Source organism: Nonomuraea sp. NPDC051191 (assembly GCF_044455665.1).
Taxonomy (GTDB): Bacteria; Actinomycetota; Actinomycetes; order Streptosporangiales; family Streptosporangiaceae; genus Nonomuraea.
In genome coordinates this window covers 239,185-262,189 of sequence record NZ_JBITEZ010000010.1, presented here as the reverse complement: position 1 = coordinate 262,189, position 23,005 = coordinate 239,185, and the positions used below count along the sequence as shown (strand labels likewise).

The following is a 23,005-nucleotide window of genomic DNA, read 5'->3' as shown; positions in this document are numbered from 1 at the left end:
TGTTGGGGGCTACGAGTGCGGGTATTGATCGCCGAGGACGAGCGCATGCTCGCCGACTCGATCGCCGAGGGGCTGCGGGGCGAGGCGCTGGCCGTCGACGTCGCCTACGACGGGGAGGCGGCGCTGGAGCGGCTCGGGGTGCACGACTATGACGTGCTGATCCTCGACAGGGACCTGCCGGGGGTGCACGGCGACGAGGTGTGCCGGACGGTGGTGGAGCAGGATCGGCTGGTCAGGGTGCTCATGCTGACCGCGTCCGGGGACGTGCGGTCGCGCGTGGCGGGGTTGTCGCTGGGGGCCGACGACTACCTGTCGAAGCCGTTCGCGTTCGAGGAGCTGGTGGCGCGGGTGCACGCGCTCGGGCGGCGCGCCCGCCGGGCCGACCCGCCGATGCTGGAGCGGGCGGGCGTGCGGCTGGACTGGGCGCACCGGCAGGTGTTCCGCGACGGCGTGTACGTCCCGCTGGCCCGCAAGGAGTTCGGCGTGCTGGCCGAGCTGCTGCGCGCGCAGGGCGCGGTGGTCTCGGCCGAGGTCCTGCTGGAGAAGGTCTGGGACGAGCACATCGACCCGTTCACCAACACCGTGCGGACGACGATGATGAAGCTGCGCAAGAAGCTCGGCGAGCCCCAGGTCATCGAGACCGTGCCGGGATCGGGGTACCGCATCCCATGACCGTGCGCATGCGTTTCGCCCTGGCCTGCGCCGGGGTTTTCCTCTTTCTCGGCGGCCTGGCGGTGACCGGGGTGTACTTCGTCGTCCGGTCGCAGCTGGAGTACCGGATGGACCTGATCAAGCCCGACTTCCCCCGGGAGTACTACGGCGACTCCTACGACCGCGCCTACCTCAACGGGATGCGGGTGCGCGCGGCCTACCAGCGCGAGACGCTGAGCGGCGTGCGCACCGTCGGCGGGATCATCGTGCTGGCCGCCACCGCCGCGGCGTTCGGGCTGGGCTGGCGGGCGGCGGGATGGGTGCTGCGGCCGGTCAAGACGGTGACCGAGACCGCCCGCCGGGTCGCCCAGAGCCACGACCTCACCGAGCGCATCGCCTACGAGGGCCCGCGCGACGAGGTCAAGGAGCTGACCGAGATCTACGACACCATGCTCGGCCGGCTGGCGCGCTCGTTCGACGGGCAGCGCCGGTTCGTCGCCAACGCCTCCCACGAGCTGCGTACCCCGCTGACGATCAACCGCACGCTGGTGGACGTGGCGGTGCGCCGTCCCGACGCCACCGACGACGTCAAGCGGCTCGGCGAGTCGCTGCTGCTGGTCAACACCCGGCACGAACGCCTCATCGACGGCCTGCTGGCCCTGGCCGAGGGCGAGCAGGCGGTGCTGGACCGGCGGCCCTTCGACCTGACCGACGTCGCCGAGCACGTGCTCGACCAGGCCGGGGAGGAGGCGGCCGAGCGGGAGGTGACGATCCACCGGCTGCTGGACGCGGCGCCGACGACGGGCGAGGCGGTGCTGGTCGAGCGGCTGGTGCAGAACCTGGTGGAGAACGCCGTCCGGCACAACCATCCCAAGGGCGAGGTGTGGGTGACGACGCGGCGGCGGGCCGAGCAGGTCGAGCTGGTGGTGGCCAACACCGGGCTGCACGTGCCGCCGTACGAGATCGAGACGATCTTCCAGCCGTTCCGGCGGCTGCACGGCGACCGGCTGCGCTCGGAGCGGGGCAGCGGGCTCGGCCTGTCGATCGTCCGGGTCATCGCCGAGGCCCACGACGGCACGGTCACCGCCAGGCCGCGCGACGAGGGCGGCCTGACGATCACCGTGGAACTGCCGGTGGACCAGTCGGCCCCCTGACGATCACCGCGGAGCCGGTGGACCGGTCGGCGCCCTGACGACCGTCGTGGAGCCGGTGGGTCAGTCGGCGCCCAGGCTGATCTGCCAGAGCTCCTCCTCCGGCACGCCCGCCCTGACCAGCTGCTCCCACGTGGCGACGCGCTCGGTCGGGTCGGCCAGCACCAGGACCAGCAGCGGGCGCAGCTCGGCGTGGTCGGCGCCGTCCTCGCGCCACAACGCGCCCAGCGCCCGGTGCACCGCCGGGGACCGCACCTCCCCGGCCTCCAGCAGCTCCCGCAGGACGGCCACCCGGTCGCGGAAGCGCAGGGCGCGCCCCTCCCCCACGGCGAGCATCAGCAGGTCGAGCAGCCTGCGGTGACGGGGGGCGTGGCCGGTGGCGGCGGCGACGATCACGTCGCCCATGGCGGTGCCCTCGGTGCCGCCGAGGATCACCTCCTCCCTGCCCTGCCCGGCGACGCGGTGCGCCGACAGGGCGTTGACCAGGCCCGTCCAGCCCTCGTGCCCGAGCTGGCCCTTCCACAGGTGGCTGAAGGAGGCCCAGCGGCCCAGCGGGTCGGGCCCGCCCAGGATGTGCGAGACGGGGACGGGCTCCTGCGAGGCGGCCACGATGAGCAGCGCCAGGTTGGCCGAGTAGGCGGCCAGGCGGCGGGTGACGGGATGGCGTACGGGCTCGAAGCCGGTGAAGCAGCGGCGGCGGCGCTCGTACAGGGACCGGCGCAGCAGCCCGGCCAGGTGGGTCACGCACCGGGCGCGTACGGCCGGCGGCACCTCGTCCAGCAGCTCCAGGATGAACCCGACCGTCGGCCCGCGCTCGGCCAGGCAGGAGAACGACGTGACCGCGTACAGCAGGTCGTCGTCCACGCTCTGGGCCAGGGCCAGCGGCTCGTCCCCGGCCAGGCGGCGGCGCCGGTCGAGGTCGCGCAGCGCGTACACGGTCAGCCAGGCGGTCAGGAACTCGCCGAAGGTGGAGTGGAGGAAGGAGTGGCCGTCGCGGCGGATGAAGAAGAAGCGCTCGGTGGCCCGGCGGGCCCAGTCGACGGGCGGGCGCGGCTCTTCGGGCTCGTCCTCGCCGCCCTCGCACAGGGCGGGCAGGTCGCGGCCGAGGTCGTCCTCGGTGATGACCTGGCGGCCGCGGGCGAGCATGGACAGGGCGACCGTGCCGAGCAGGACGAGCTCGCCGTCGATCAGCACCCGTTGCGGGGTGGCGGTCTCGCGTTCGGTGAAGTCGCGCAGCAGCACCTCGTACAGGCGGGCGCGGCCGATCGGGCGGTGCTCGCGCTGGAGGGCGTTGCCGCCGGCGTCGTAGAGCGCGAGCAGCAGCAGGAGCAGCGGCTGCCTGGCCATCTCGCCGTGGGCCAGGGCGGTCGCCGCGGGCAGGGGCTTCAGGTCGCGCCGGGCCAGCAGGGCGCGGTTGGCCTGGTCCCAGATGTCCAGCCACTGGCGCACCTGGTCGTCCTCGAACGGCTGGAGCTGCAGTGCCAGCAGCCCGTCGGGGAACCTGATGCGGTCGGCCACCACGGTCCGGCTGGTCACGATCACCACGACGGGCCGCCCGAGCGCGGCCTCGCGGCGCTGGAACTCCTGGACGTGCCCGAGGTAGTCGTAGCGGTTGACGCCGCCCTGCAGCAGCTCGTCGAAGCCGTCGAGGAGGATCACCGGCAGCGCGCCGTCGCCCGCGGCGACCAGGTCGGCGTAGGCGACGTCCTCCTCCAGCACGGCGGCGACGGCCTGCTCGATCTGCTCGGTGACCGGCGCGCGCGGCGAGACGCGCGGCAGCTCCACCCTGATCGGCAGGAACTCCGACCTGGCCAGGCGGGCGCCCAGCACCTCGGTCAGCTTGGACTTGCCCGAGCCGGGCTCGCCGAGCACGAGCAGCGGCGCCTGGGTGGCGCGCAGCGAGGTGAGGTGGCCGACGAGGAACGCCTCGGCGTCGGGCAGCACGCGCTGGTCCCGCCACCAGCCCACGGAGGAGGGGTCGGACTCGCCGGTCAGCTCGGCGACCCGGCAGCGCGGGCTGAGATAGCCCTCGCCGAGCAGCGGGAGCGAGACGTCCTCGGGGAGCTTGCCCGCGGCCAGCAGGGGCCGGTCGAGGGCGTTCGCGGCCATCCTGGCCCGGTGGATCATAGGACGGTCGCCGACCCGCGGCGGGGCCAGCTCGGCCAGCAACCAGGCCACCCGCGACAGGCCGGTGCCCGGCGTCTGGCGGTCGGTGACCAGGCTGCGCACGCCGAACTCGTGGCTGTCCAGGGACAGCGAGCGGAAGTCCTCGTCGTAGATGCGCAGGGCGTGCGCGGGCGGGCCCTCGGCGAGCATCCGGGGTAACAGGAGCTGGTCGTCCACGGGCAGCTCGTCCCACACGCTGAGGCCGCCGACGAACCCGGCCATCACCTCCGACATGCGCAGGTGGGCGCGTTCGACGGCCTGGCGGGTCTCGGCGAAGGGCACGTGCGGCTCGGGGGTGGGCAGGCGTTCCATGAGGAGACCGGCCACCAGGCGGGCGAAACGCTCGGGGGTGGGCACGCCGTGGGAGATCTTGTCGGCCCGGTCGAGCTGCTCCAGGGTGAAGGGCAGCTTGGCCTCCCCGAGCGCCTCGAACCAGGCCGAGACGACGATCACGGCGTGCGCGGCGGCCAGGCGCTGGGTGCGGGTGTAACGGTCCACGCCGCCCTTCAGCTCGGGCATCCGGCGGATGACCTCCTCGCCGTAGCGCACGACGTCGGAACGCATGTCGGCCAGGCCCATGGTGAGCAGCCCGCCCCCGGCCAGCGCCCAGCCCGTACGGGCGGCCGCCGCGGCGAAGCCGACCACCTTGACGAGCCTGCCCTCCTTGCAGCCGAGCACCCTCAGGGCGTCGGCGTAACTCGGGGTCTCGATCATCAGCCTTCTCTCCGGGACCGGGAGGTCCCATCATGCGCCGGGCCGCGCCCCCGGCGCCGCCCTGATGCACGCTCCGCTATGGGCCTTTCACGGCGTCGGCGATCTCCGGCAGCACGCCGGGGTCCTCGATGGTGGACGGCGTGGCGTACGGCCGGCCGTCGGCGATGTCGCGCATCGTGGCGCGCAGGATCTTGCCCGAGCGCGTCTTGGGCAGCCGGGCGACCACCACGGCCCGGCGGAAGGCGGCGACCGGCCCGACGCGCTCGCGCACCAGGGCGGTCAGCTCGCGCTCGACGTCGGCCGGGTCGCGGGCGGAGCCGGACTTGAGCACCACGAACCCGACCGGGAGCTGCCCCTTGAGCGCGTCGGCCACCCCGATCACCGCGCACTCGGCGACGTCGGGATGGGCCGCGAGCGCCTCCTCCAGCGCGCCCGTGGACAGGCGGTGGCCGGCCACGTTGATCACGTCGTCGATGCGGCCCATGACGAAGAGGTAGCCGTCGGCGTCGATGTGGCCGCCGTCGCCGGTCAGGTAGTGGCCGGGATAGCGGGACAGGTAGGAGGCCGTGAAGCGCTCCTCGTCGCGGTAGAGGGTGGGCAGGCAGCCGGGCGGCAGCGGCAGCCGGACGGTGACCGCGCCCTCCACGCCGGGCGGGCACTCGCGGCCCTCGGCGTCGAGGACGCGCACGTCGTAGCCGGGGACGGGTTTCGTCGGCGAGCCCGGCTTGATCGGCAGGGTCTCGATGCCGACGCAGTTGGCCGCGACGGGCCAGCCGGTCTCGGTCTGCCACCAGTGGTCGATGACCGGGACGCCGAGCAGGTCGCTCGCCCAGTGGTAGGTGTCGGGGTCGAGGCGCTCGCCGGCGAGGAAGAGATGCCGCAGCCCGGACAGGTCCCACTTTTTCGCGAAGTTCCCGGCGGGGTCCTCCTTCTTGATGGCCCTGATCGCGGTGGGCGCGGTGAACAGCGTGCGGACGCCGTGCTGGGCGGTCACCCGCCAGAACGCGCCGGGGTCGGGCGTGCCGACGGGCTTGCCCTCGTACAGGACGGTCGTGCAGCCGGTCAGCAGCGGCGCGTACACGATGTAGGAGTGGCCGACGACCCAGCCGACGTCGGAGGCGGCCCAGAAGACCTCGCCGGGGGCGGCGCCGTAGACGTTGGTCATGCTCCAGCGCAGGGCGACGGCGTGGCCGCCGTTGTCGCGCACCACGCCCTTGGGCAGGCCGGTGGTGCCGGAGGTGTAGAGCACGTAGAGCGGGTCGGTGGCGGCCACGCTCACGCACCCGGCGGGCTCGGCGGCGCGTACGGACGCGTGCCAGTCGAGGTCGCGGCCCGGCGTGAGCCCGGCCGGGCACTGCGGGCGCTGGAGGATCACGCAGTGGGCGGGCCGGTGGGCCGACTGGTCGAGGGCGGCGTCGAGCAGCGGCTTGTAGGCGACGGTCCGGGCCGGCTCGACGCCGCAGGAGGCCGAGAGCACCACCTTGGGCTCGGCGTGCTCGATGCGCAGGGCGAGCTCCCTGGCCGCGAAGCCGCCGAACACCACCGAGTGCACCGCGCCGAGCCGCGCGCAGGCCAGCATCGCGACGACCGCCTCGGGCACCATCGGCATGTAGATCACGACGGTGTCGCCGGCCGTCACGCCGAGCGCCTTCAGCATGCCCGCCGTCCGGGCCACCTCGTCGAGCAGCTCGGCGTAGGTGATCGTGCGGACCGTGCCGGTGACCGGGCTGTCGTGGATCAGCGCCGCCTGCCCGCCGCGTCCGGCCGCGACGTGCCGGTCGACCGCGTTGTGGCAGGTGTTGAGCCGTCCGTCGGGGAACCAGCGGCTCCCGTCGGTGACCACGGCGGGCGCGACGTCCCAGTCGATGTCGCGTGCCGCCTCGGCCCAGAACTCCTCCGGGTGCGAGATGCTGCGCCGGTAAGCCTCGTCATAGCCGCCCACTTTTCGATCAGATCAGCCGCCGGCCCCCGAACGCAAGCCCCGTGGGAGGGTGTCCGGATGAACTCTGACCTCATCCTGTCCGTCGTGACGGGCTCCCGGGCGTACGGGCTGGAGACCGAGGGCTCCGACACCGACCGGCGCGGCGTGTTCGCCGCCCCCACCGCGGACTTCTGGCGGCTGTCCAAGCCGCCCACCCACCGCGACGGGCCGCTGCCCGAGCAGTTCTCCTGGGAGGTGGAGCGCTTCTGCGTGCTGGCGCTGGAGAACAACCCGACGGTGCTGGAGTGCCTGTGGTCGCCGATCGTGGAGGTCGAGACCCCGGCCGGGCGGCGGCTGCGCGAGCTGCGCGAGGCGTTCGTGTCGCGGCGGGCGCGGCAGACGTTCGCCGGGTACGCCGACGACCAGTTCCGGCGGCTCGACCCGCGGGCGCCCAAGTGGAAGCAGGCCATGCACATGGTGCGGCTGCTGCTGAGCGGCCTGCACCTGGTCCGGCACGGCGAGCCGCTGGTCCAGGTCGGCCCCCACCGGGCACGGCTGCTGGCGGTCAGGCGCGGCCAGGTGCCGTGGGCCGAGGTGGACGCCTGGCGGGGGGAGCTGGCGGCGGAGCTGGCCGCCACGCCCTGCGTCCTGCCGGAGCGGCCGGACCGGGAACGTGTGGAGGACTTCCTGGTGGGCGTGCGGAAGGAGCACCTGTGAGCGCGCTGCCGTCCTGGCTGCCGGAGATCCCCGGCGAGCAGCCGTACCCGGTGGCGTTCGCCACGGTGAGCGGCGCCCACCTGTACGGCTTCCCGTCCGTGGACTCCGACGTGGACCTGCGCGGCGTGCACGTGCTGCCGGCCGAGGAGGTGGTCGGGCTGCGCACCGGGCCGCAGACGCTCGACCGGACGTGGACGCGCGACGGCGTCGAGGTGGACCTGGTCACGCACGACCTGGCCAAGTTCTGCCGCCTGCTGCTCGGCCGGAACGGATACGTGCTGGAACAGCTCCTGTCGCCGCTGGTGGTGACCTCCTCGCCGCTGCACGACGAGCTGGTGGCGCTGGCGCCCGGATGCGTGACGCGGCACCACGCCCACCACTACCTGGGGTTCGCCCGTACGCAGTGGCGGTTGTTCGGGCGTACCGGGGAGCTGAAGCCGCTGTTGTACACCTTCCGGGTGCTGGCGACGGGCACCCATCTCATGCGCAGCGGGGAGCTGGAGGCCGACCTGACGCGGCTGACGGCGTACGGGCCGGCGTACCTGCCGGAGCTGGTGGCGGCCAAGAAGGAGGCCGAGCACGGGCACGCGCCCCAGGTGGCGGGCGTGGCCGACGACGTGGCGCGGATGACGGCCGCGCTGGAGGCGGCGCGCGAGGAGTCGGCGCTGCCCGAGCGGGCCGCCGCGGACGACGCCCTGCACGATCTGGTCGTACGGGCGCGCCTGGCGGCCCGTCCCTGACGGGGGACGCCGTCAGGGACGGGCCGGAGGGTCAGGCGGCGGCGGGATCGGCCGACAGGACGAGCCGGACCGAGACGTTCTCGTACCCGGCGCGTTCGAACGCCCGCGCCATCGGGACGTTGCCCGCGTCGGTGTCGGCCATGATGCCCGGCACGCCACGCTCGGCGTGGAAGCGGGTGATCTCGCCGAGCAGCTCGTCGACGTAGCCGCGGCCCCGGTGCGCGGGCACCACGCCGAGGTAGCCGACCACGGGCCCGGCGTCGTTGGCGGAGGGCAGCGCGACGCCCACCAGCTCGCCGCTCTTGTCGAAGGCCAGTCGCCACCAGGACCGCTCGCCCCGCATCGAGCGGTTGTCGCGGACGTCCTCGCGGGCCTGTTCCACGGGGTCCATGGTCATCAGGGCCTGGCGGGTGTGGAAGTCGAGGGTGCCCTCGGCGACCTGGCGGAAGGCGTCCACGAACACCTCGTCGTCGTCATCGCCGCGGAAGACCAGCCGGTCGGACGGCTCGGGCACCGGCGAGCCGGGCGTCCAGGCGTAGCGCAGGCGTTCCAGCTCCTCGGTCAGCCCGGCGCGGCCGGCGGCCTCCCAGCGCCAGGCGATGGCCGCCGACGCCTTCGGGTCCTCACGCCAGCCGTTGGAGACGAAGACGTGGTACTCCGGCGTCCGGCCGAACGCGGCGTGCGCGTGGCGCAGCAGCTCGGCGGCCAGGCTCACGCGGTCCTCGACCGAGGGGTGGACGTAGACGCAGTCGAGGGCGAGCGGTCGCTCCTCGCCGGCGAAGCCCCACCAGACGGCGCGGGCCAGGATCTCGCCGTTCTCCTCGGCGACCCAGATGCGGTCGTAGCGGTAGTTACGGCTCTCCAGGAAGGAGAGCAGCCGGTCGGGATGGGCCCAGCTGATGGATTCGTCGACGACGCAGCTGAGCAGACGGTCGAGGTCAGCCTCGACCGCGGGACGGAAAAGCACAGTTCCTCCGAGAAATGAAAATCACACTTACACTGCCAAACATCTCAGTGCCTCCCTTCTCCCGACATTTCGCAGCACTCTAGCCCAGCTTGCCGTCGCCCGCTCACCGTTTTCCCGGACGTGATCTTTCCCTCGTGGCCGGAGGACGACGTGAGTACGCTGGACCGCGTCCAGTTTCCGGCGTTTCGCGATCCGGCGGGACGATTCCGATCCGGCCGACGATGAGGACAGGATGGGCTCCGTGAGGTCCTACGACGACGACACGCTGCCGCTGCAACCGCCGATCCGGCTCCCCGACGCCGCCACCCTGGCCGCCGCCGTCCGCGCCGCCCCGCTCTCGGGCGAGCTGAAGGCGCTGCTCGACAGGCAAGACGAGCGCGCGGACGGGAGCGAGGGCGGGAGCGAGGGCGGGAGCGAGGGCGGGAGCGAGGGCGGGAGCGAGGGCGGGGGCGGCGACGACGCCCGGGTGCTGGAGGCGTGGGCCGAGGTGTGCCGGGCGCGGCTGGCCGCCGACCAGCGGCTGCTGCTGGAGCTCATCCGCATGTTCCTGTCCAGGGAGCCGGTCGCCGGGCGGGTGCCGCGGGCGCTGACCGATCTGGGGCTGGTCCGGCAGGCGGAGCCGTACACGCTGAGCTGGCTCGGGCTGTGGGTGGCGCGGCTGATCATCGCCGAGACCGCCGGGCAGGAGATCCCCGTCATGGGGACGCTCGCCGACGCCGACGCCGCCACGCTGCTGCACGGCCTGCGCTCCTACCCCGAGGCCGAGCGCGGCGAGGAGCTCGCTGGCTGGCTGGCCGGACGCGACCGCGAGCGGGCCGCGGCCGAGATCGCCGGGGCGCTGCCCGGTGTGAGCCCGCTGAGCAGGGCGGTCGGCGTGGAGCTGCTGTCGTCGGGCCTCGGCGAGGAGGGCCGCCGGGCGCTGCGCGGGCTGCTGGAGGAATACCGCCTGGGCGCGGTGGTCGCGGCCAGGACCGGCCGCGAGGAACGGCGTCCCTCTCCCGACGAGATCGCCTGGGTGCTGGTGGACATGGCGGCGGCGCTGCTGGAGTTCGGCGGCGGCGAGGCGGGTGAGGTGATCGAGTCGATCGCCATGGGGATGGACGCCGAGGAGCAGGCGGGCACGATCGCGATCCTGGCCTTCGGTGACCACCCGTGGACGGGCCGGGTGCTGCGGGTCATCATCGACCATCACCCGGACGAACGCGTCACGGCGTCCGCCCGCAAGGCCCTGCGCCGCCTGCACGGGCTCGCCGACGTCCGTGCCTGACGGGACGCGGGCCCACGGAAGGGGCGGCCGGGGCCGGTAGAGTCGGCTTGATGACGAAGCATACGATCTCGCCGCAGAGCGGCATGCTGGGCGACGGCTTCGGCTGCGACTGCGGCGCGGTGCTGGCCGGACGGATGGCGGCCGAGCTGCACGCCGCCGAGAACGGCCAGTGCTCGGCCTGTCTCGGCTCGGCGGTGGAGCAGGTGGCCCCGGGCCTGACGCGGGGCTGCACGGTCTGCGCGGCGACCGGGGGCCGTAAGGAGCAGATCACCTGGCAGCTCGCCCACACCGAGGCCGAGGAACTGATCACGATGACCGTGGTGCGCGGCATCGTGGCGGGCCTCGACGGGCCGTTCCACCTGTCGGAGATCGCCGACACGGTGCGGGCCGGGTTCGGGCTGCCCGCCGGGCGGCTGCCGGTGGGGCCGCGGGTGCGCGACCTGCTGCTGCAGCTCCAGGCCGCGGGCGAGATCGCCATGCTGTCGGCCCCCGACGAACTGCTGGGCACCGACCAGGTGCTCTACCGCGACCCTCAGTGGCAGCGCACCCGCACCCTCGGCCTCTGACCTGACGCCCCGCCCGGTGGCCCGTCCGGCGGGTCAGGGGCGGCAGAGGATCTCGCCGTGCAGGACCGAGAGCCAGGCGTCGTCGTCGGCGGCCCATTCCCGCCAGCCGTCGGCCATGCGCCGCAGGTCGGACTCGGTGGCCGCGCCCGTGGCGAGCGCCTGCCGCGCCATGGCCGACTCCCGGACGCGGTCGGCCCACATGCCGCCCCACCACGCGCGGTCCTCGGGGGTGGCGAAGCACCAGGTGGAGGAGGTGGCGGTGACGTCCTGGAAGCCGGCGGCGCGGGCCCAGGACAGCAGGCGCCGCCCGGCGTCCGGCTCGCCGCCGTTCTCGCGGGCGAGCCTCCGGTAGAGGGCCATCCAGTCGTCCAGGGCGGGCAGGCGCGGGTACCAGGCGAAGGCCGCGTAGTCGCTGTCCCTGACCGCGACGTACCCGCCCGGCTTGGTCACCCGGCGCATCTCGCGCAGCGCCCGCACCGGGTCGCCGACGTGCTGGAGCACCTGGTGGGCGTGGACCACGCAGAAGGTGTCGTCGGGGAAGTCGAGGGCGTGCGCGTCGGCGACGGCGAAGTCCACGTTCCCCAGCCCCCGCGCGGCGATCTCGGCCCTGGCCAGCGCCAGCGCCTCCTCGGTCACCTCCGACGCCGTCACGTGCGCCACCCGCGCGGCCAGGTCCGCGGTGATCGTGCCGGGCCCGCTGCCCACGTCGAGGACCTTCATCACGGGCTTGAGGTGCGGCAGCAGGTAGGCGGCCGAGTTCTCCGCGGTGCGCCACCGGTGCGAGCGCAGGACGGACTCGTGATGCCCATGGGTGTAGACGGCGTCCATCGAAAGACTCCTTCACGACGATGTGTACTCCGCACATTAGCGCGTATCTCATCTTTCGAGAGGATATGTCTTGTCATATGAGACTGGATCGACCGGCGCGGCGTCGCTCATAGACTGGTCGCGGCAAAGTCAGGTCAAAAGGAAGGCGTGGTCGTGGGAGAGGTCCGGCCGATCGTGCACGTGGGCGATCCGGTGCTGCACAATCCGTGCGAGCCGGTGACCCGGTTCGACGGCGAGCTGGCGGCGCTGGTCGACGACATGTTCGCGAGCATGTACGCGGCCGACGGCGTGGGCCTGGCCGCCAACCAGATCGGCGTGCCGCTGCGCGTGTTCGTCTACGACTGCCCCGACGCCGAGGGCGTCCACCACAAGGGCGTCGTGGTCAACCCCGCCCTGGAGCTGCCCGCTCTCGGCGAGCGCCGTCTCGACCCCGACGAGGAGGGCTGCCTGTCGGTCCCCGGGCAGTTCGCCCCGCTCCCCCGTCCCGACCACGCCGCCGTCCACGGCTTCGACGCCGAGGGCGCGCCCGTCACGGTCGAGGGCACCGGCCTGCTGGCCCGCTGCCTCCAGCACGAGACCGACCACCTCGACGGCTACCTGTACATCGACCGCCTGTCGGCCAAACGCCGCAAGCAAGTTCTCGCAGGCTACGAGGCAACGAAGGCCGCTAAAGAGGATATTTCTCCGCTATAGTGGAGGAATGCAAGGTGAAGGCATCCTGTCCGGCGGCCTGTCCCTGGCCGAACTGGGCGGGCGCATCCGCGCCGAGCGGCGCGGGCGCGGGCTGTCCGTCGAGCGGCTGGCCGAGCTGAGCGGCGTCAGCCGGAGCATGGTCTCCGACATCGAGCGCGGCGCCAAGTCGCCGACCGTGCTGGTGCTCGACCGCCTGGCCACGGCCCTCGGCACGTCGATCTCCCGGCTCCTCGACGAACCGGCGCACGAGGCCGTGCGCGTGCTGCGGCACGACCGGCAGCGGGTGCTGCGCGACCCGTCGGGCTGGGAGCGGCGGGTGTTGTCGCCGGTGCTGGCCGACGTGGAGTTCGAGTTCATGCGGACCACGATCGGCCCCGGCGTGGACGCGGGCGAGTTCGCGCCGCACGCCCGGGGCTCGCGCGAGTACCTGGCCGTCGAGCGCGGCACGCTGCGCCTGACGATCGACGACCGCCCGTACGAGCTGGAGGCCGGCGACTCGGCCTCCTACCCCGGCGACCACCGGCACGCCTTCGCCAACGACGGGACCGCCGACTGCGTCTTCTACCTGGCCATGGAGCTGAGTGGCGGCGGCCACCACGAGACCCGGCACCACGAGACCCGGAGGGAATCCCCGCATGGATGAGCTGCGCCGCGCCGGCGTCAGGGCGGCCGAGATCGCGGCCGCCCACCTGGAGGGAGTCGCGGCCGGGCCGGTCTGGCAACCGGTGCCCGCCGCCGAACGCGCCTGGCTGGGCGAGCTGCCGCTGCCCGCCGCCGGGCGTCCGCTCGACGCGCTGCTCGACGACGTGCGCGCCCACGTGCTGCCGTACCCGATGGGCAACGGGCACCCCCGCTTCTTCGGCTGGGTGAACTCGCCGCCCTCCCCCGCCGGCGTGGTGGTCGAGCCGCTGGCCGCCGCGCTCAACCCGAGCTGCGCGGGCGGCGACCACGCGGGCCCGCTGCTGGAGCGTACGGTGGTGCGCTGGCTGGCCGAGCTGGTCGGCTTCCCCCATCCGCCCGGCGGCGGCCTGCTGACCAGCGGCGCGTCGATGGCCACCATCGTCTGCCTGGCCACGGCCCGCCAGCACGCCGCGCTCGCCGACGGCTGGGACGCCCGCGAGGACGGCCTGCACGGCCGCCCGCCCATGATCCTGTACGTCACCGAGGAGGGCCACAGCTGCCTGCACAAGGCGGCCCAGCTCCTCGGCCTCGGCGCCCGGAACGTCCGTAAGGTCCCGGTGGACGCCTCCTTCCGCATGGACGTCGGCGCCCTGCGCACGATGATCGCCGACGACCTGGCGGCGGGCCTGCGGCCGTTCTGCGTGGCGGGCAGCGCGGGCACCGTCAACTCCGGCGCGGTGGACCCGCTCGACGCCATCGCCGACGTGGCCGCCGAGCACGGGCTCTGGTTCCACGTGGACGGCGCCTACGGCGCGCTCGGCGTGCTGGACGCGGTGTCGGCGCCCGCCTACGCGGGGCTGGACCGGGCCGACTCGCTGGCCCTCGACCCGCACAAGTGGCTCGGCGTGCCGGTCGGCTGCGGCTGCGCGCTGCTGCGCGACCCGGCCGCCGCGCGGGCCGCCTTCAGCCTGGTGCCGTCGTACCTGGTGGACGACAGCGCCGACGACCTGGGCTGGTTCGCCGAGTACGGGCCCGAGCAGACCCGGCCGTTCCGGGCGCTGAAGACGTGGGCGACGATGTCGTACCTGGGCAGGGAGGGCGTCACGCGGCTGGTGGAGCACACCAGCGGCCTGGCCCGCACGCTCGCCGCCATGGTCGAGAAGGCCGCGGACTTCGAGCTGCTCGCGCCGGTCGCCACCTCCATCACCGCCTTCCGGCACACGCCCACGACGACCGGGCCCGGCGGGCTCGACGCGCTCAACCGGGCCCTGCCGGGCGCGGTCCAGGCGCGCGGCAACACCTTCCTCACCGGCACCCGTCTCGGCGGCCGGGACGCCCTGCGAGCCTGCTTCCTGCACCCGGACACCACCGAGGACGACCTCGCGATCCTGCTGGAGGAGATCCGCCTGGCGGCGAAGACACTCTGAGATCCGGTAAAGGGGTCCTCCACGGACGTACCGGACATGCATGGCCGGACGCCGGAATCCGACAAAACCCTGTGAATGGTTCACCGGCCCGGGTAGGTAGCCGCCGGGACGTGAGCATTCAGGAGGACCCCATGGCAGAGACCGTGGCAGACGTCATGACTTCCCACCCGGCGACGGTCGAGTGCGACCAGGCCGTTTCGGTCGCCGCGGCGCTCATGCGCGACAACGACGCGGGGGCGGTGATCGTCAACGAGAACGGGCGCATGAAGGGCATCGTCACCGACCGGGACATCACGATCCGCGTGGTGGCCGACGAGCGGGGGCCGGACACGCCGGTCAGGGAGGCGTGCAGCCCGTCGGTCGAGGCGGTCGGGCCCGACACGAGCATCGACCAGGCCGTGCAGATCATGCGGTCGCACGCGGTACGCCGCCTCCCGGTCGTCGAGGACGGGCGTCCGGTCGGCATCGTGAGCCTGGGCGACCTGGCGGTGGAGCGCGACCCGGACTCCGCCCTCGCCGACATCTCGGCCGCGGAGGGCAACCGCTAACGTGGCCGTGTGATCACCGTCGAGGACGTCCGGCGCTTCGCGCGCACCCTTCCGCGCTCGTCCGAGCATCTGATCCGGGACCGGGTCAAGTTCCGCGTGGGAAAGATCGTCTACGTGGCGTTCTCGCGGGACGAGACGCTGATGGGCTTCGGGTTCCCCAAGGAGGAACGCGAGGCCCTGGTGGCGGCCGAGCCCGGCAGGTTCCTCATGCCCGGCGAGTCCGACCTGCGCTTCAACTGGGTGGTCGCCCGCATGGACGCCCTCGACGCGGCGGAGATGCGGGAGCTGGTGCTGGAGGCGTGGCGCATGTGCGTGCCCAAGAAGGTCCGCCTGGAGCAGCAGCTCCAGACCGGCCCCTGAGCACCGGCCCCTGAGCCTCGGCCACTGAGCACCGGCCCCCGCGGGCCGGGCCCGCGCAGGCAGAGCCTTCGCGGCTACGACACCGAGCGGTGGAGCGCGGCCGTCAGGTCGGTGACGCGCTTGACCGAGCCGCTCCACGCGCTGCCCGCCGGGTGGGCGGTGAGCACCGCCATGACCAGGCGGTCGCCGGCGCCGGCCAGGCCCGTCGTGTGCAGCACGGGCCGCCCGTAGTCGGGCACGCCCGAACCGGTCGCCCGCTGCGCGATCCACGAGACGGGGGCGGCCACGCTCTTGGCGTCGCACTTGCCCGGCGGCGTCGTGCCGAATCCCGACCAGCCCTGCTTGACCGCCCACGGCCTCGGGACCGCGCGCGGGATGCCGAAGGTCTGGTCGAAGCCGTCGGTGCCGCACGGCGTGGAGGCGCGCAGGTGGCCGAGGACGAGGTCGCGCACCCGGGCGTCGGCGGTGTCGAGCAGGTAGCGGTAGGTCCTGACGACGTCGTACGCGCTGAGCGAGGTGTAGCCCCAGAAGCCGGGCTTGGAGGCGGGCGGCGGCGTGGTGTCGGACAGGCCGAGCCTGCGCGCCGTCCGGACGATGATCTGCCCCTTGCCGCCGCGGTCCCAGAACGCCGACGCCGCGTCGTCGTCGCTGGAGCGCAGCATGATCTTCAGCAGCCGGGCGTCGGCCGCCGGGACGCTCTTGCGCCGTTCCAGGTAGTCGATCGCGATGAGGATCTTCACGACCGACGCCGAGCGGAACTTCCGATGGGCGTTCCGGACGGCGACGATCTTGCCCGCCTTGCGGTCGAACACCACCCAGGCCGCCGTGGTGCCCGCGGGCACGCGGATCGGCCGCGCGGCGGCGGCGTGGGCCGGCGTGGCCAGGGCGACGACGGGGACGACCGCCGCCACGGCGGCCAGAGGCTTCATTCGCACCCGCCTATAACTACCAGATTGTGCCGTCCCCCTCTTGACCGTCCCACGAAAGCGGGTATAAACACAGGAGAAACCAACCAGAAACGGCGGTGAACCAACATCATGTACGCCGAGGAGCGGCAGCAGGAGATCCTCCGCAGGGCGCGGAACGCGGGCCGCGTCGACGTGGTGACGCTGGCCGCCGAGCTCGACGTGACCACCGAGACGATCCGCCGCGACCTGACCGCGCTGGAGCGGGCGGGCGTGCTGCGCCGGGTGCACGGCGGCGCGATCCCCGTGGAACGGCTGGGGTTCGAGCCCGCGCTCGCCGCCCGCGACGAGGTGATGACCGCGGAGAAGGAGCGCATCGCCAAGGCGGCCCTGGCCGAGCTGCCCGAGGACGGCTCGGTCATCATCGACGCCGGCACCACCACGGGCCGCCTGGTCCAGGCGCTGCCCGCCGACCGCGAGCTCACCGTGATCGTGAACTCGCCGCCGCTGGCCACCGTCCTGGCCTCGCGGTCCAATCTGCAGGTGATCGTGCTGGGCGGGCGGCTGCGCGGCAAGACGCTGGCCACGGTCGACGACTGGGCGCTGCGCCCGCTGGCGCACCTCAACGTCGACGTCGCCTTCATGGGCGCCAACGGCTGCTCGCCCGCCCGGGGCCTGACCACGCCCGACCCGGCCGAGGCGGCGATCAAGCGGGCCATGGTCCGGGCCGCGCAGCGCAGCGTGCTGCTGGCCGACCACACCAAGTTCGGCAACACCTACCTGGCCACGTTCGCCGAGCTGGGCGAGATCGACGTGGTCATCACCGACGCCGGGCTCGACCCCGCCCTGGCCGCCGACATCGCCGCCGCCGGGCCGGAGGTGATCCGCGCGTGATCCTCACGCTGACGCTGAACCCGAGCCTCGACCGCACGATCGAGATCGCCGCCCTGGCCCGGGGAGCGGTGATCCGCGCCGCACGGGCCCGGCTCGACCCGGGCGGCAAGGGCGTCAACGTCTCGCGGGCGCTGCTGGCCAACGGCGTCGCCGCCCGCGCGGTGGTGCCCTTCGCCGGGGACGAGGGCGCGCAGCTCGTCCGCCTGCTGGCCGCCGAGGGGCTGGACATGGTCACCGTCCCCGTGGCGGGCACGACCCGGTCCAACGTCACGCTCGCCGAGCCCGACGGAACCGTCACCAAGATCAACGAGCCGGGTCCGGCGCTGTCGGCGGCCGAGCTGGACACGATCGCCGAGACCGTGCTGGCCGCGGCGCGCGAGGCGAACTGGGTGGCGGACTGGGTGGTGGCCTCGGGCAGCCTGCCGCCCGGGGTGCCCGCCGACGTCTACGCCCGGCTGTGCCGCCGCTTCGCCGCCGCGGGCCTGCACGTCGCCGTGGACACCAGCGGCCCGGCCCTCGCCCGCGCGCTCGGAGCCGGTCCGGCCCTGGTCAAGCCCAACCTCGACGAGCTGGCCGCGGTGACCGGCGTGCCGCTCGTCCGGGTGGGCGACGTGGTCGAGGCGGCGGCCGAACTGCGCGCCGCGGGCGCCCGTACGGTGCTGGCCAGCCTCGGCCCCGACGGCGCCGTCCTGGTCGAGGACGGCGGCGTCTGGTACGGCGAGGCCCCGGTCACCGGGCCGCGCAGCTCCGTCGGCGCCGGCGACGCCATGCTGGCCGGATTCCTGGCCGCCGGCGGGCACGGCGTCACCGCCCTGGCCGAGGCGCTGGCCTGGGGCGCGGCGGCGGTCCGGCTGCCCGGCAGCAGGATGCCCGGCCCCGCCGACATCGACCGCGCCGGGGTGCGGACGGGAGTCCCCGACCCGGCCCGGCCGCTCACCGTCCCGCAGGCGCCGCCCGTCCCGGAGCCGGTCGCCCCCTCACCGCACGGCTGATCCACTGCTCATCCCCCCGAAGGAGCACGTCCATGGCCGACAGCTACACCCCTCCGGTCTACGGCACCGGAGTCAAGGCCACCATCCAGCGCTTAGGCGGCCACCTGGCCGGGATGATCATGCCGAACATCGGCGCGTTCATCGCCTGGGGCCTGATCACCGCGCTGTTCATCCCCACCGGCTGGCTGCCGAACAAGGAACTGGCCGCGCTGGTCGACCCGGTCATCAAGTCCCTGCTGCCGATCCTCATCGCCTACACCGGCGGCCGCATGGTCCACGGCCAGCGCGGCGCGGTCGTCGGCGCGGTGGCGGCGATGGGCGTCGTCGTGGGCTCGGACATCCCGATGTTCCTCGGCGCGATGATCGTCGGCCCGCTCGCCGCCGTAATCCTGAAATATGTGGACAAGTTCACTGAGCAGCGGACCAGGGCCGGGTTCGAGATGCTCGTGGACAACTTCACCGCCGGCATCGTGGGCGCCGCGATGGCCGTGGCCGGGGTGCTGGGCATCGGGCCGGTCGTCCGCGTCGTCACCGACGCGGCGGGCGGCGCGGTCGAGTGGCTGATCACCAACAACCTGCTGCCGGTGGCCTCGGTGCTGATCGAGCCGGCCAAGGTGCTGTTCCTGAACAACGCGGTCAACCACGGCGTGCTGGGGCCGCTGGGGGTGGCCGAGGCGGTGCGGCAGGGCAAGTCGATCCTGTTCATGCTGGAGTCGAACCCGGGGCCGGGGCTCGGGCTGCTGGTGGCGTACCTGCTGTTCGGGCCGCGTCCGCTGCGGCCGAGCACGCCCGCCGCGATGATCATCCACTTCTTCGGCGGCATCCACGAGATCTACTTCCCGTACGTGCTGATGAAGCCGCGGCTCATCCTGGCCGTCATCGCGGGCGGGGCGGCCGGCGTCTTCACGTTCATGATCACCGGGGCGGGCCTGGTCGCCACGCCCTCGCCGGGCAGCATCTTCGCCTACCTCGCGGTGACGCCGCGCGGCGGCTGGCTCGGCTCGATCGCCGGGATCGCGGTGGCCACGGCCGTGTCGTTCGCCGTCGCCGCCGTGCTGCTCGGCTTCGGCCGGGGCGAGAAGGACGAGGAGCCGGACGCCCTCGGCCCGCAGGACACCGTCGCGGACCCGGCGGCCCCGGCCCCCGCGAGCAGCCGCGACCCCGCGACCAGTGACCCCGCGAGCAGCGAACCCGTCAGGACCGAACCCGTCAGCAAGGAGGCGTGAGCCGTGGCCGGCATCGACAGCAAGGACATCCACAAGATCGTCGTGGCCTGCGACGCGGGCATGGGCAGCAGCGTCATGCTCGCCTCCCAGCTCCGCAAGCAGCTCAAGGAGAGCGGCGTCACCGTCGAGCACACCCCGGTGAACTCCATCCCCGGCGACGCGGACGTCGTCGTGTGCCACTCCGGGCTGGCCGCCAGGGCCAGGGCCGCCGCGCCGGGCAAGCCGCTGGTGTCCTTCCAGGTCTTCCTCGGCGACCCGGCGGTGACCAGGCTGGTGAACACCATCAGGAACGGCGGCACCGTCGATGCGTGAGGGGCTGCTCGACCGGCGGGCGATCCTGCTGCACGAGAGCGCGTCCTCGCGGGAGGAGGCCGTGCGCAGGTGCGGGCAGGTTCTGGTGGACGTGGGCGCGGTCGCGCAGCCGTACGTCGAGGCGATGCTCGAACGCGAGCGCACGATCTCCACCTACGTCAGCGAGGAGGTGGCCATCCCGCACGGCACGGCCGCCTCCAAGCAGGACGTCGCGCGCGACGCGATCTGCGTCGTGCGTTTCCCCGGCGGGATCGACTGGGACGGCGAGCGGGTCACGCTGTGCGTGGGCATCGCCGCGGCCGGCGACGGGCACGTGCCGCTGCTGGCGGCCCTGGCCGAGATCCTGCTCGACCCCGACCGGGCCAGGGCGTTGCGCGAGGCGACGGACCCGGCCCAGGTGCTGAAGGAGCTCACGTGAAGGTAGCCAGGTTCCATGCCCCCGGCGACATCAGGATCGAGGACGCGCCGGAGCCGCAGGCCGGGCCGGGCGAGCTGAAGATCCGGGTGCGCAACTGCTCGACCTGCGGCACGGACGCCAAGATCTTCCGGTACGGCCACCACCACATCAGGCCGCCGCGGGTGATGGGCCACGAGATCGCCGGCGAGGTCGTGGGCACGGGCGCGCGGGTGCAGGTGATCGCCGCCATCCCGTGCGGGACGTGCGCCGAGTGCCGCCGGGGCCGCCTGACCGTCTGCGCGAACCAGGAGTCGATGGGCTACCACTACGACGGCGGCTTCGCCGAGTACCTGATCGTCCCGGCCAAGGTGCTGGCCGTGAAGGGGGTCAACACGATTCCCGACGGTGTCGGGTTCGCCGAGGCGTCGGTGGCCGAGCCGCTGGCCTGCGTGCTCAACGGCCAGTCGCTGGCCGGGGTGGGCGCGGGCGACGACGTGGTGGTGATGGGCGCGGGCCCGATCGGCTGCCTGCACGTACGGCTGGCGCGGGCGCGCGGCGCGTCCCGGGTCTTCCTCGTGGACGTCAACGCCGAGCGGCTGGCGATGGCGGCCGAGCTGGTGCGTCCCGACGCGGTGATCGACTCCGACGCCGTCGGGCAGGTGCTCAAGCTGACCGGCGGCCGCGGCGCCGACGTCGTGATCACGGCGGCGGCCTCCGGCGCGGCCCAGGAGCAGGCGGTGCGGATGGCCGCCCGGCAGGGGCGCGTGAGCTTCTTCGGCGGGCTGCCGAAGGACGACCCGGTCATCGCGCTCGACGCCAACCTGGTCCACTACCGGGAGCTGACCATCGTGGGCGCGAACGGCTCCAGCCCCGCGCACAACGCCGAGGCGCTGCGCCTGGTGGCCGAGGGCGCCGTCGTGGTGTCCGACCTGATCACGCACCGGCTGCCGCTGCCCCGGGTGCTCGACGGGATCGATCTCGTCAGCACGGGCACGGCCATCAAGGTGACGATAGAACCCTGAGGAGGTTCGGGATGGCGAGTCGAACGGTGGCCGTGGCCTCGGCCAGTGGCCTGCACGCGCGTCCGGCGAAGGTGTTCGTGCGGGAGGCGGCCCGGCTCGGGGTGCCGGTGCGGGTGCGGCTCGGGGAGAAGTCGGTCCCGGCCGGCAGCATGCTGGGGGTGCTGTCGCTGGGCGCGGTGCGGGGCACGGTGGTGACGCTGGAGGCCGACGGCGCGGGGGCCGAGGAGGCGCTCGACACGCTGGCCGCCCTCCTGTCCCGCGACCTCGACGCCCCCGACGTCCCCGACGCGGCGGGGGCGGCTGGGGCCGGGGACGGTGGGGCGCTCGATGCCTGAGGCGACGCTGAAGGGGCTGGGGGTCAGCCAGGGCCGGGCCGCCGGGCCCGTGGTGCGGATGGCGGCCCCGCCCGTGCTGCCCGCCCCCCGCCGGGTGACCGACCCCGGCGCCGAGGCGGCCGTCACCGCCGAGGCCCTGGACGCCCTGGCCGCCGACCTCGGACGCCGCGCCGGCCACGCCACCGCCGAAGGGGCCGAGATCCTGGAGGCGCTGGCCATGATGGCCGCCGACCCGGTGCTGCGCGAGCAGGCCGAGGCGCACGTGCGCGACGACGGCCTGGACGCCGCCCACGCCCTGGACGCCGCCTTCACCGCGCACCGGGAAACCCTGGCCGCGCTGGGCGGCTACCTGGCCGAACGGGCCGCCGACGTCGACGACCTCAGGTCCCGGGCGGTGGCCGCCGCCCTGGGCCTGCCCATGCCGGGCGTCCCCGACCCCGGGCATCCGTTCGTGCTGGTGGCCGAGGACCTGTCCCCCGCCGACACCGTCGGCCTGGGCCCGCGGGTGCTGGCGCTGGTCACCGAGCGCGGCGGGCCCACCAGCCACACCGCGATCCTGGCCCGCGGCCGGGGCCTGCCCGCCGTCGTGGCGTGCGCGGGCGTCCTGGACGTCCCCGACGGGACGCTGGTCGGCGTGGACGGCGTCACCGGCGAGGTCACGGTCGGCCTCACCGGCGAGGAGGCCGACGGCGTACGGGAGTCCGACCGGCGCGACCGGGCCAGACTGGCGGCGAGCACCGGTCCCGGTCGGACCGCCGACGGCCACCCGGTCAGGCTGCTGCACAACATCGGCTCGGCCGCGGACCTGCGTCCCGGCGCGGAGGGCGTGGGGCTGTTCCGCACCGAGTTCCTGTTCCTCGACCGCAGGCAGCCGCCCTCCCACGAGGAGCAGGTGGCCGCGTACGCGGAGGTGTTCGCCGCGGCGGGGCCGGTGACCGTCCGGACCCTCGACGCCGGCACCGACAAGCCGCTGCCCTTCCTCGGCCTGCCGCCCGAGCCCAACCCGGCGCTGGGCGTGCGCGGCCTGCGCGTCGACCGCGTGCTGCCCGGCGTCCTGGACGCCCAGCTCGACGCCATCGCCGAGGCCGCCCGTGCCACGGGCGCCGACGTGCTGGTGATGGCCCCGATGGTGACCACCGCGCGGGAGGCGGCCGACTTCGCCCGCCGCGTCCGCGAGCGCGGCCTCCCCCGCGCGGGCGTGATGGTCGAGGTGCCCGCCGCCGCCCTCCAGGCCGACGAGCTGCTGGCCGAGGTGGACTTCCTCAGCGTCGGCACCAACGACCTGGCCCAGTACACCTTCGCCGCCGACCGGCAACATCACGGCCTGTCCGACCTGCTCGACCCGGCCCACCCCGCGCTGCTCCGGCTGGTCGGCATGTGCGCCGAGGCCGGGCTGCGGGCGGGCAAGCCGGTCGGGGTGTGCGGCGAGTCGGCCGGCGACCCGGCGGTCGCGCCGCTGCTGGTGGGGCTCGGGGTGTCGAGCCTGTCGATGGCCCCGGTGTGCGTGCCCGTCGTCCGCGAGGCCCTGGCGGCCCTCACCTTGGAGGAGTGCCGCGAGGCCGCCCGCCCGCCGCGGCCTTGACGG

The 23,005-nt window shown here is 73.9% G+C and carries 24 protein-coding genes; 19 read left to right on the top strand and 5 right to left on the bottom strand.

The genetic code is table 11. The annotated features are described in order from the left end of the window. The first annotated feature begins 15 nt into the window (after positions 1–15). Entirely contained in the window at positions 16–672 is a 657-nt protein-coding gene (locus ACIA8R_RS28850) for a response regulator transcription factor (protein WP_357704752.1), read from the top strand. After that, positions 669–1,805 carry a HAMP domain-containing sensor histidine kinase gene (locus ACIA8R_RS28845; RefSeq protein ID WP_364088288.1) on the top strand — a complete coding sequence of 379 codons (1,137 nt, stop codon included), beginning with the start codon at positions 669–671 and terminating at the stop codon, positions 1,803–1,805. Before ACIA8R_RS28850 ends, ACIA8R_RS28845 begins: the two co-directional genes overlap by 4 nt. Before the next feature lie 60 nt (positions 1,806–1,865). Here ACIA8R_RS28845 and ACIA8R_RS28840 read toward each other — a convergent pair whose 3' ends face one another. Together ACIA8R_RS28840 and ACIA8R_RS28835 are read right to left on the bottom strand one after the other, a co-directional pair. Beyond that, complete coding sequence (locus ACIA8R_RS28840) at positions 1,866–4,682, bottom strand: NACHT domain-containing protein (protein ID WP_397041345.1); 2,817 nt, start codon at positions 4,680–4,682, stop codon at positions 1,866–1,868. Between the two features lie 76 nt (positions 4,683–4,758). After that, the gene (locus ACIA8R_RS28835) at positions 4,759–6,624 is read right to left on the bottom strand and encodes a propionyl-CoA synthetase (protein ID WP_357704746.1); all 1,866 of its coding nucleotides are present in this window, start codon (positions 6,622–6,624) and stop codon (positions 4,759–4,761) included. Positions 6,625–6,681: 57 nt separating this feature from the next. Between ACIA8R_RS28835 and ACIA8R_RS28830 the strand changes: the two genes are divergently transcribed. Next, positions 6,682–7,320, top strand: coding sequence for a DNA polymerase beta superfamily protein (locus ACIA8R_RS28830; protein WP_364088282.1), 639 nt, complete (start codon positions 6,682–6,684; stop codon positions 7,318–7,320). Next, positions 7,317–8,060 carry a DNA polymerase beta superfamily protein gene (locus ACIA8R_RS28825; protein WP_397041344.1) on the top strand — a complete coding sequence of 248 codons (744 nt, stop codon included), beginning with the start codon at positions 7,317–7,319 and terminating at the stop codon, positions 8,058–8,060. Before ACIA8R_RS28830 ends, ACIA8R_RS28825 begins: the two co-directional genes overlap by 4 nt. A gap of 31 nt (positions 8,061–8,091) precedes the next feature. Here the strand turns inward: ACIA8R_RS28825 and ACIA8R_RS28820 are convergent, their stop codons facing one another. Continuing rightward, on the bottom strand, positions 8,092–9,027 hold the full coding sequence (locus ACIA8R_RS28820) for a GNAT family N-acetyltransferase (protein ID WP_364088278.1): 936 nt from the start codon (positions 9,025–9,027) through the stop codon (positions 8,092–8,094). 241 nt (positions 9,028–9,268) lie between these two features. Between ACIA8R_RS28820 and ACIA8R_RS28815 the strand changes: the two genes are divergently transcribed. After that, on the top strand, positions 9,269–10,294 hold the full coding sequence (locus ACIA8R_RS28815) for a hypothetical protein (protein ID WP_397041343.1): 1,026 nt from the start codon (positions 9,269–9,271) through the stop codon (positions 10,292–10,294). 50 nt (positions 10,295–10,344) lie between these two features. Continuing rightward, the gene (locus ACIA8R_RS28810) at positions 10,345–10,860 is read left to right on the top strand and encodes a hypothetical protein (protein ID WP_357704736.1); all 516 of its coding nucleotides are present in this window, start codon (positions 10,345–10,347) and stop codon (positions 10,858–10,860) included. Positions 10,861–10,893: 33 nt separating this feature from the next. Here the strand turns inward: ACIA8R_RS28810 and ACIA8R_RS28805 are convergent, their stop codons facing one another. Continuing rightward, on the bottom strand, positions 10,894–11,688 hold the full coding sequence (locus tag ACIA8R_RS28805) for a methyltransferase domain-containing protein (protein WP_364088274.1): 795 nt from the start codon (positions 11,686–11,688) through the stop codon (positions 10,894–10,896). Positions 11,689–11,841: 153 nt separating this feature from the next. On the opposite strand from ACIA8R_RS28805, the gene def reads away from it, so the two are divergent. The 5 genes from def (at position 11,842) to ACIA8R_RS28780 (ending at position 15,337) form a co-directional block, all read left to right on the top strand. Next, the gene (gene def, locus ACIA8R_RS28800; protein ID WP_364088271.1) at positions 11,842–12,381 is read left to right on the top strand and encodes a peptide deformylase; all 540 of its coding nucleotides are present in this window, start codon (positions 11,842–11,844) and stop codon (positions 12,379–12,381) included. A gap of 7 nt (positions 12,382–12,388) precedes the next feature. Beyond that, positions 12,389–13,024 carry an XRE family transcriptional regulator gene (locus ACIA8R_RS28795; protein WP_364088269.1) on the top strand — a complete coding sequence of 212 codons (636 nt, stop codon included), beginning with the start codon at positions 12,389–12,391 and terminating at the stop codon, positions 13,022–13,024. Continuing rightward, positions 13,017–14,429, top strand: a complete 1,413-nt coding sequence (locus ACIA8R_RS28790; protein ID WP_397041342.1) for a pyridoxal phosphate-dependent decarboxylase family protein — start codon at positions 13,017–13,019, stop codon at positions 14,427–14,429. The genes ACIA8R_RS28795 and ACIA8R_RS28790 overlap by 8 nt, the downstream gene beginning before the upstream one ends. A gap of 131 nt (positions 14,430–14,560) precedes the next feature. Then, complete coding sequence (locus ACIA8R_RS28785) at positions 14,561–14,977, top strand: CBS domain-containing protein (protein ID WP_357704726.1); 417 nt, start codon at positions 14,561–14,563, stop codon at positions 14,975–14,977. 9 nt (positions 14,978–14,986) lie between these two features. Continuing rightward, a complete protein-coding gene (locus ACIA8R_RS28780) occupies positions 14,987–15,337 on the top strand; it encodes an MmcQ/YjbR family DNA-binding protein (RefSeq protein ID WP_397041341.1) in 351 nt (116 codons plus the stop codon). Positions 15,338–15,411: 74 nt separating this feature from the next. Here the strand turns inward: ACIA8R_RS28780 and ACIA8R_RS28775 are convergent, their stop codons facing one another. After that, entirely contained in the window at positions 15,412–16,266 is an 855-nt protein-coding gene (locus ACIA8R_RS28775; RefSeq protein WP_357704722.1) for a hypothetical protein, read from the bottom strand. A 108-nt stretch (positions 16,267–16,374) separates the two neighbouring features. Here ACIA8R_RS28775 and ACIA8R_RS28770 point away from each other — a divergent pair, with 108 nt between their 5' ends. Genes ACIA8R_RS28770 through ptsP form a run of 8 tightly spaced genes read left to right on the top strand, consistent with a single transcriptional unit; the run spans position 16,375 to position 23,002 of the window. Then, on the top strand, positions 16,375–17,136 hold the full coding sequence (locus tag ACIA8R_RS28770) for a DeoR/GlpR family DNA-binding transcription regulator (RefSeq protein ID WP_357704720.1): 762 nt from the start codon (positions 16,375–16,377) through the stop codon (positions 17,134–17,136). Beyond that, positions 17,133–18,128: a 1-phosphofructokinase gene (gene pfkB / locus ACIA8R_RS28765; protein WP_364088262.1), complete on the top strand. Its 996-nt coding sequence runs from the start codon at positions 17,133–17,135 to the stop codon at positions 18,126–18,128. Before ACIA8R_RS28770 ends, pfkB begins: the two co-directional genes overlap by 4 nt. 32 nt (positions 18,129–18,160) lie before the next feature. Next, positions 18,161–19,354, top strand: a complete 1,194-nt coding sequence (mtlA, locus tag ACIA8R_RS28760; RefSeq protein ID WP_397041340.1) for a mannitol-specific PTS transporter subunit IIC — start codon at positions 18,161–18,163, stop codon at positions 19,352–19,354. 3 nt (positions 19,355–19,357) lie between these two features. After that, the gene (locus ACIA8R_RS28755) at positions 19,358–19,666 is read left to right on the top strand and encodes a PTS lactose transporter subunit IIB (RefSeq protein WP_357704714.1); all 309 of its coding nucleotides are present in this window, start codon (positions 19,358–19,360) and stop codon (positions 19,664–19,666) included. Next, complete coding sequence (locus tag ACIA8R_RS28750) at positions 19,659–20,084, top strand: PTS sugar transporter subunit IIA (RefSeq protein WP_397041339.1); 426 nt, start codon at positions 19,659–19,661, stop codon at positions 20,082–20,084. Before ACIA8R_RS28755 ends, ACIA8R_RS28750 begins: the two co-directional genes overlap by 8 nt. Further along, a complete protein-coding gene (locus ACIA8R_RS28745; protein ID WP_357704710.1) occupies positions 20,081–21,085 on the top strand; it encodes a zinc-dependent dehydrogenase in 1,005 nt (334 codons plus the stop codon). The genes ACIA8R_RS28750 and ACIA8R_RS28745 overlap by 4 nt, the downstream gene beginning before the upstream one ends. A gap of 11 nt (positions 21,086–21,096) precedes the next feature. After that, positions 21,097–21,420, top strand: a complete 324-nt coding sequence (locus tag ACIA8R_RS28740; RefSeq protein ID WP_397041338.1) for an HPr family phosphocarrier protein — start codon at positions 21,097–21,099, stop codon at positions 21,418–21,420. Beyond that, entirely contained in the window at positions 21,413–23,002 is a 1,590-nt protein-coding gene (gene ptsP, locus ACIA8R_RS28735; RefSeq protein WP_397041337.1) for a phosphoenolpyruvate--protein phosphotransferase, read from the top strand. Before ACIA8R_RS28740 ends, ptsP begins: the two co-directional genes overlap by 8 nt. Positions 23,003–23,005 lie beyond the last annotated feature (3 nt).

What these genes read in the sequence shown, in the direction of transcription:
- ACIA8R_RS28845 (WP_364088288.1), top strand. Translation starts at nt 669, where the DNA reads ATGACCGTGCGCATGCGTTTCGCCCTGGCCTGCGCCGGGGTTTTCCTC.
- ACIA8R_RS28840 (WP_397041345.1), bottom strand. Translation starts at nt 4,682, where the DNA reads ATGATCGAGACCCCGAGTTACGCCGACGCCCTGAGGGTGCTCGGCTGC.
- ACIA8R_RS28830 (WP_364088282.1), top strand. Translation starts at nt 6,682, where the DNA reads ATGAACTCTGACCTCATCCTGTCCGTCGTGACGGGCTCCCGGGCGTAC.
- ACIA8R_RS28810 (WP_357704736.1), top strand. Translation starts at nt 10,345, where the DNA reads ATGACGAAGCATACGATCTCGCCGCAGAGCGGCATGCTGGGCGACGGC.
- ACIA8R_RS28805 (WP_364088274.1), bottom strand. Translation starts at nt 11,688, where the DNA reads ATGGACGCCGTCTACACCCATGGGCATCACGAGTCCGTCCTGCGCTCG.
- ACIA8R_RS28795 (WP_364088269.1), top strand. Translation starts at nt 12,389, where the DNA reads ATGCAAGGTGAAGGCATCCTGTCCGGCGGCCTGTCCCTGGCCGAACTG.
- ACIA8R_RS28790 (WP_397041342.1), top strand. Translation starts at nt 13,017, where the DNA reads ATGGATGAGCTGCGCCGCGCCGGCGTCAGGGCGGCCGAGATCGCGGCC.
- ACIA8R_RS28785 (WP_357704726.1), top strand. Translation starts at nt 14,561, where the DNA reads ATGGCAGAGACCGTGGCAGACGTCATGACTTCCCACCCGGCGACGGTC.
- ACIA8R_RS28775 (WP_357704722.1), bottom strand. Translation starts at nt 16,266, where the DNA reads ATGAAGCCTCTGGCCGCCGTGGCGGCGGTCGTCCCCGTCGTCGCCCTG.
- ACIA8R_RS28770 (WP_357704720.1), top strand. Translation starts at nt 16,375, where the DNA reads ATGTACGCCGAGGAGCGGCAGCAGGAGATCCTCCGCAGGGCGCGGAAC.
- mtlA (WP_397041340.1), top strand. Translation starts at nt 18,161, where the DNA reads ATGGCCGACAGCTACACCCCTCCGGTCTACGGCACCGGAGTCAAGGCC.
- ACIA8R_RS28750 (WP_397041339.1), top strand. Translation starts at nt 19,659, where the DNA reads ATGCGTGAGGGGCTGCTCGACCGGCGGGCGATCCTGCTGCACGAGAGC.
- ACIA8R_RS28740 (WP_397041338.1), top strand. Translation starts at nt 21,097, where the DNA reads ATGGCGAGTCGAACGGTGGCCGTGGCCTCGGCCAGTGGCCTGCACGCG.
- ptsP (WP_397041337.1), top strand. Translation starts at nt 21,413, where the DNA reads ATGCCTGAGGCGACGCTGAAGGGGCTGGGGGTCAGCCAGGGCCGGGCC.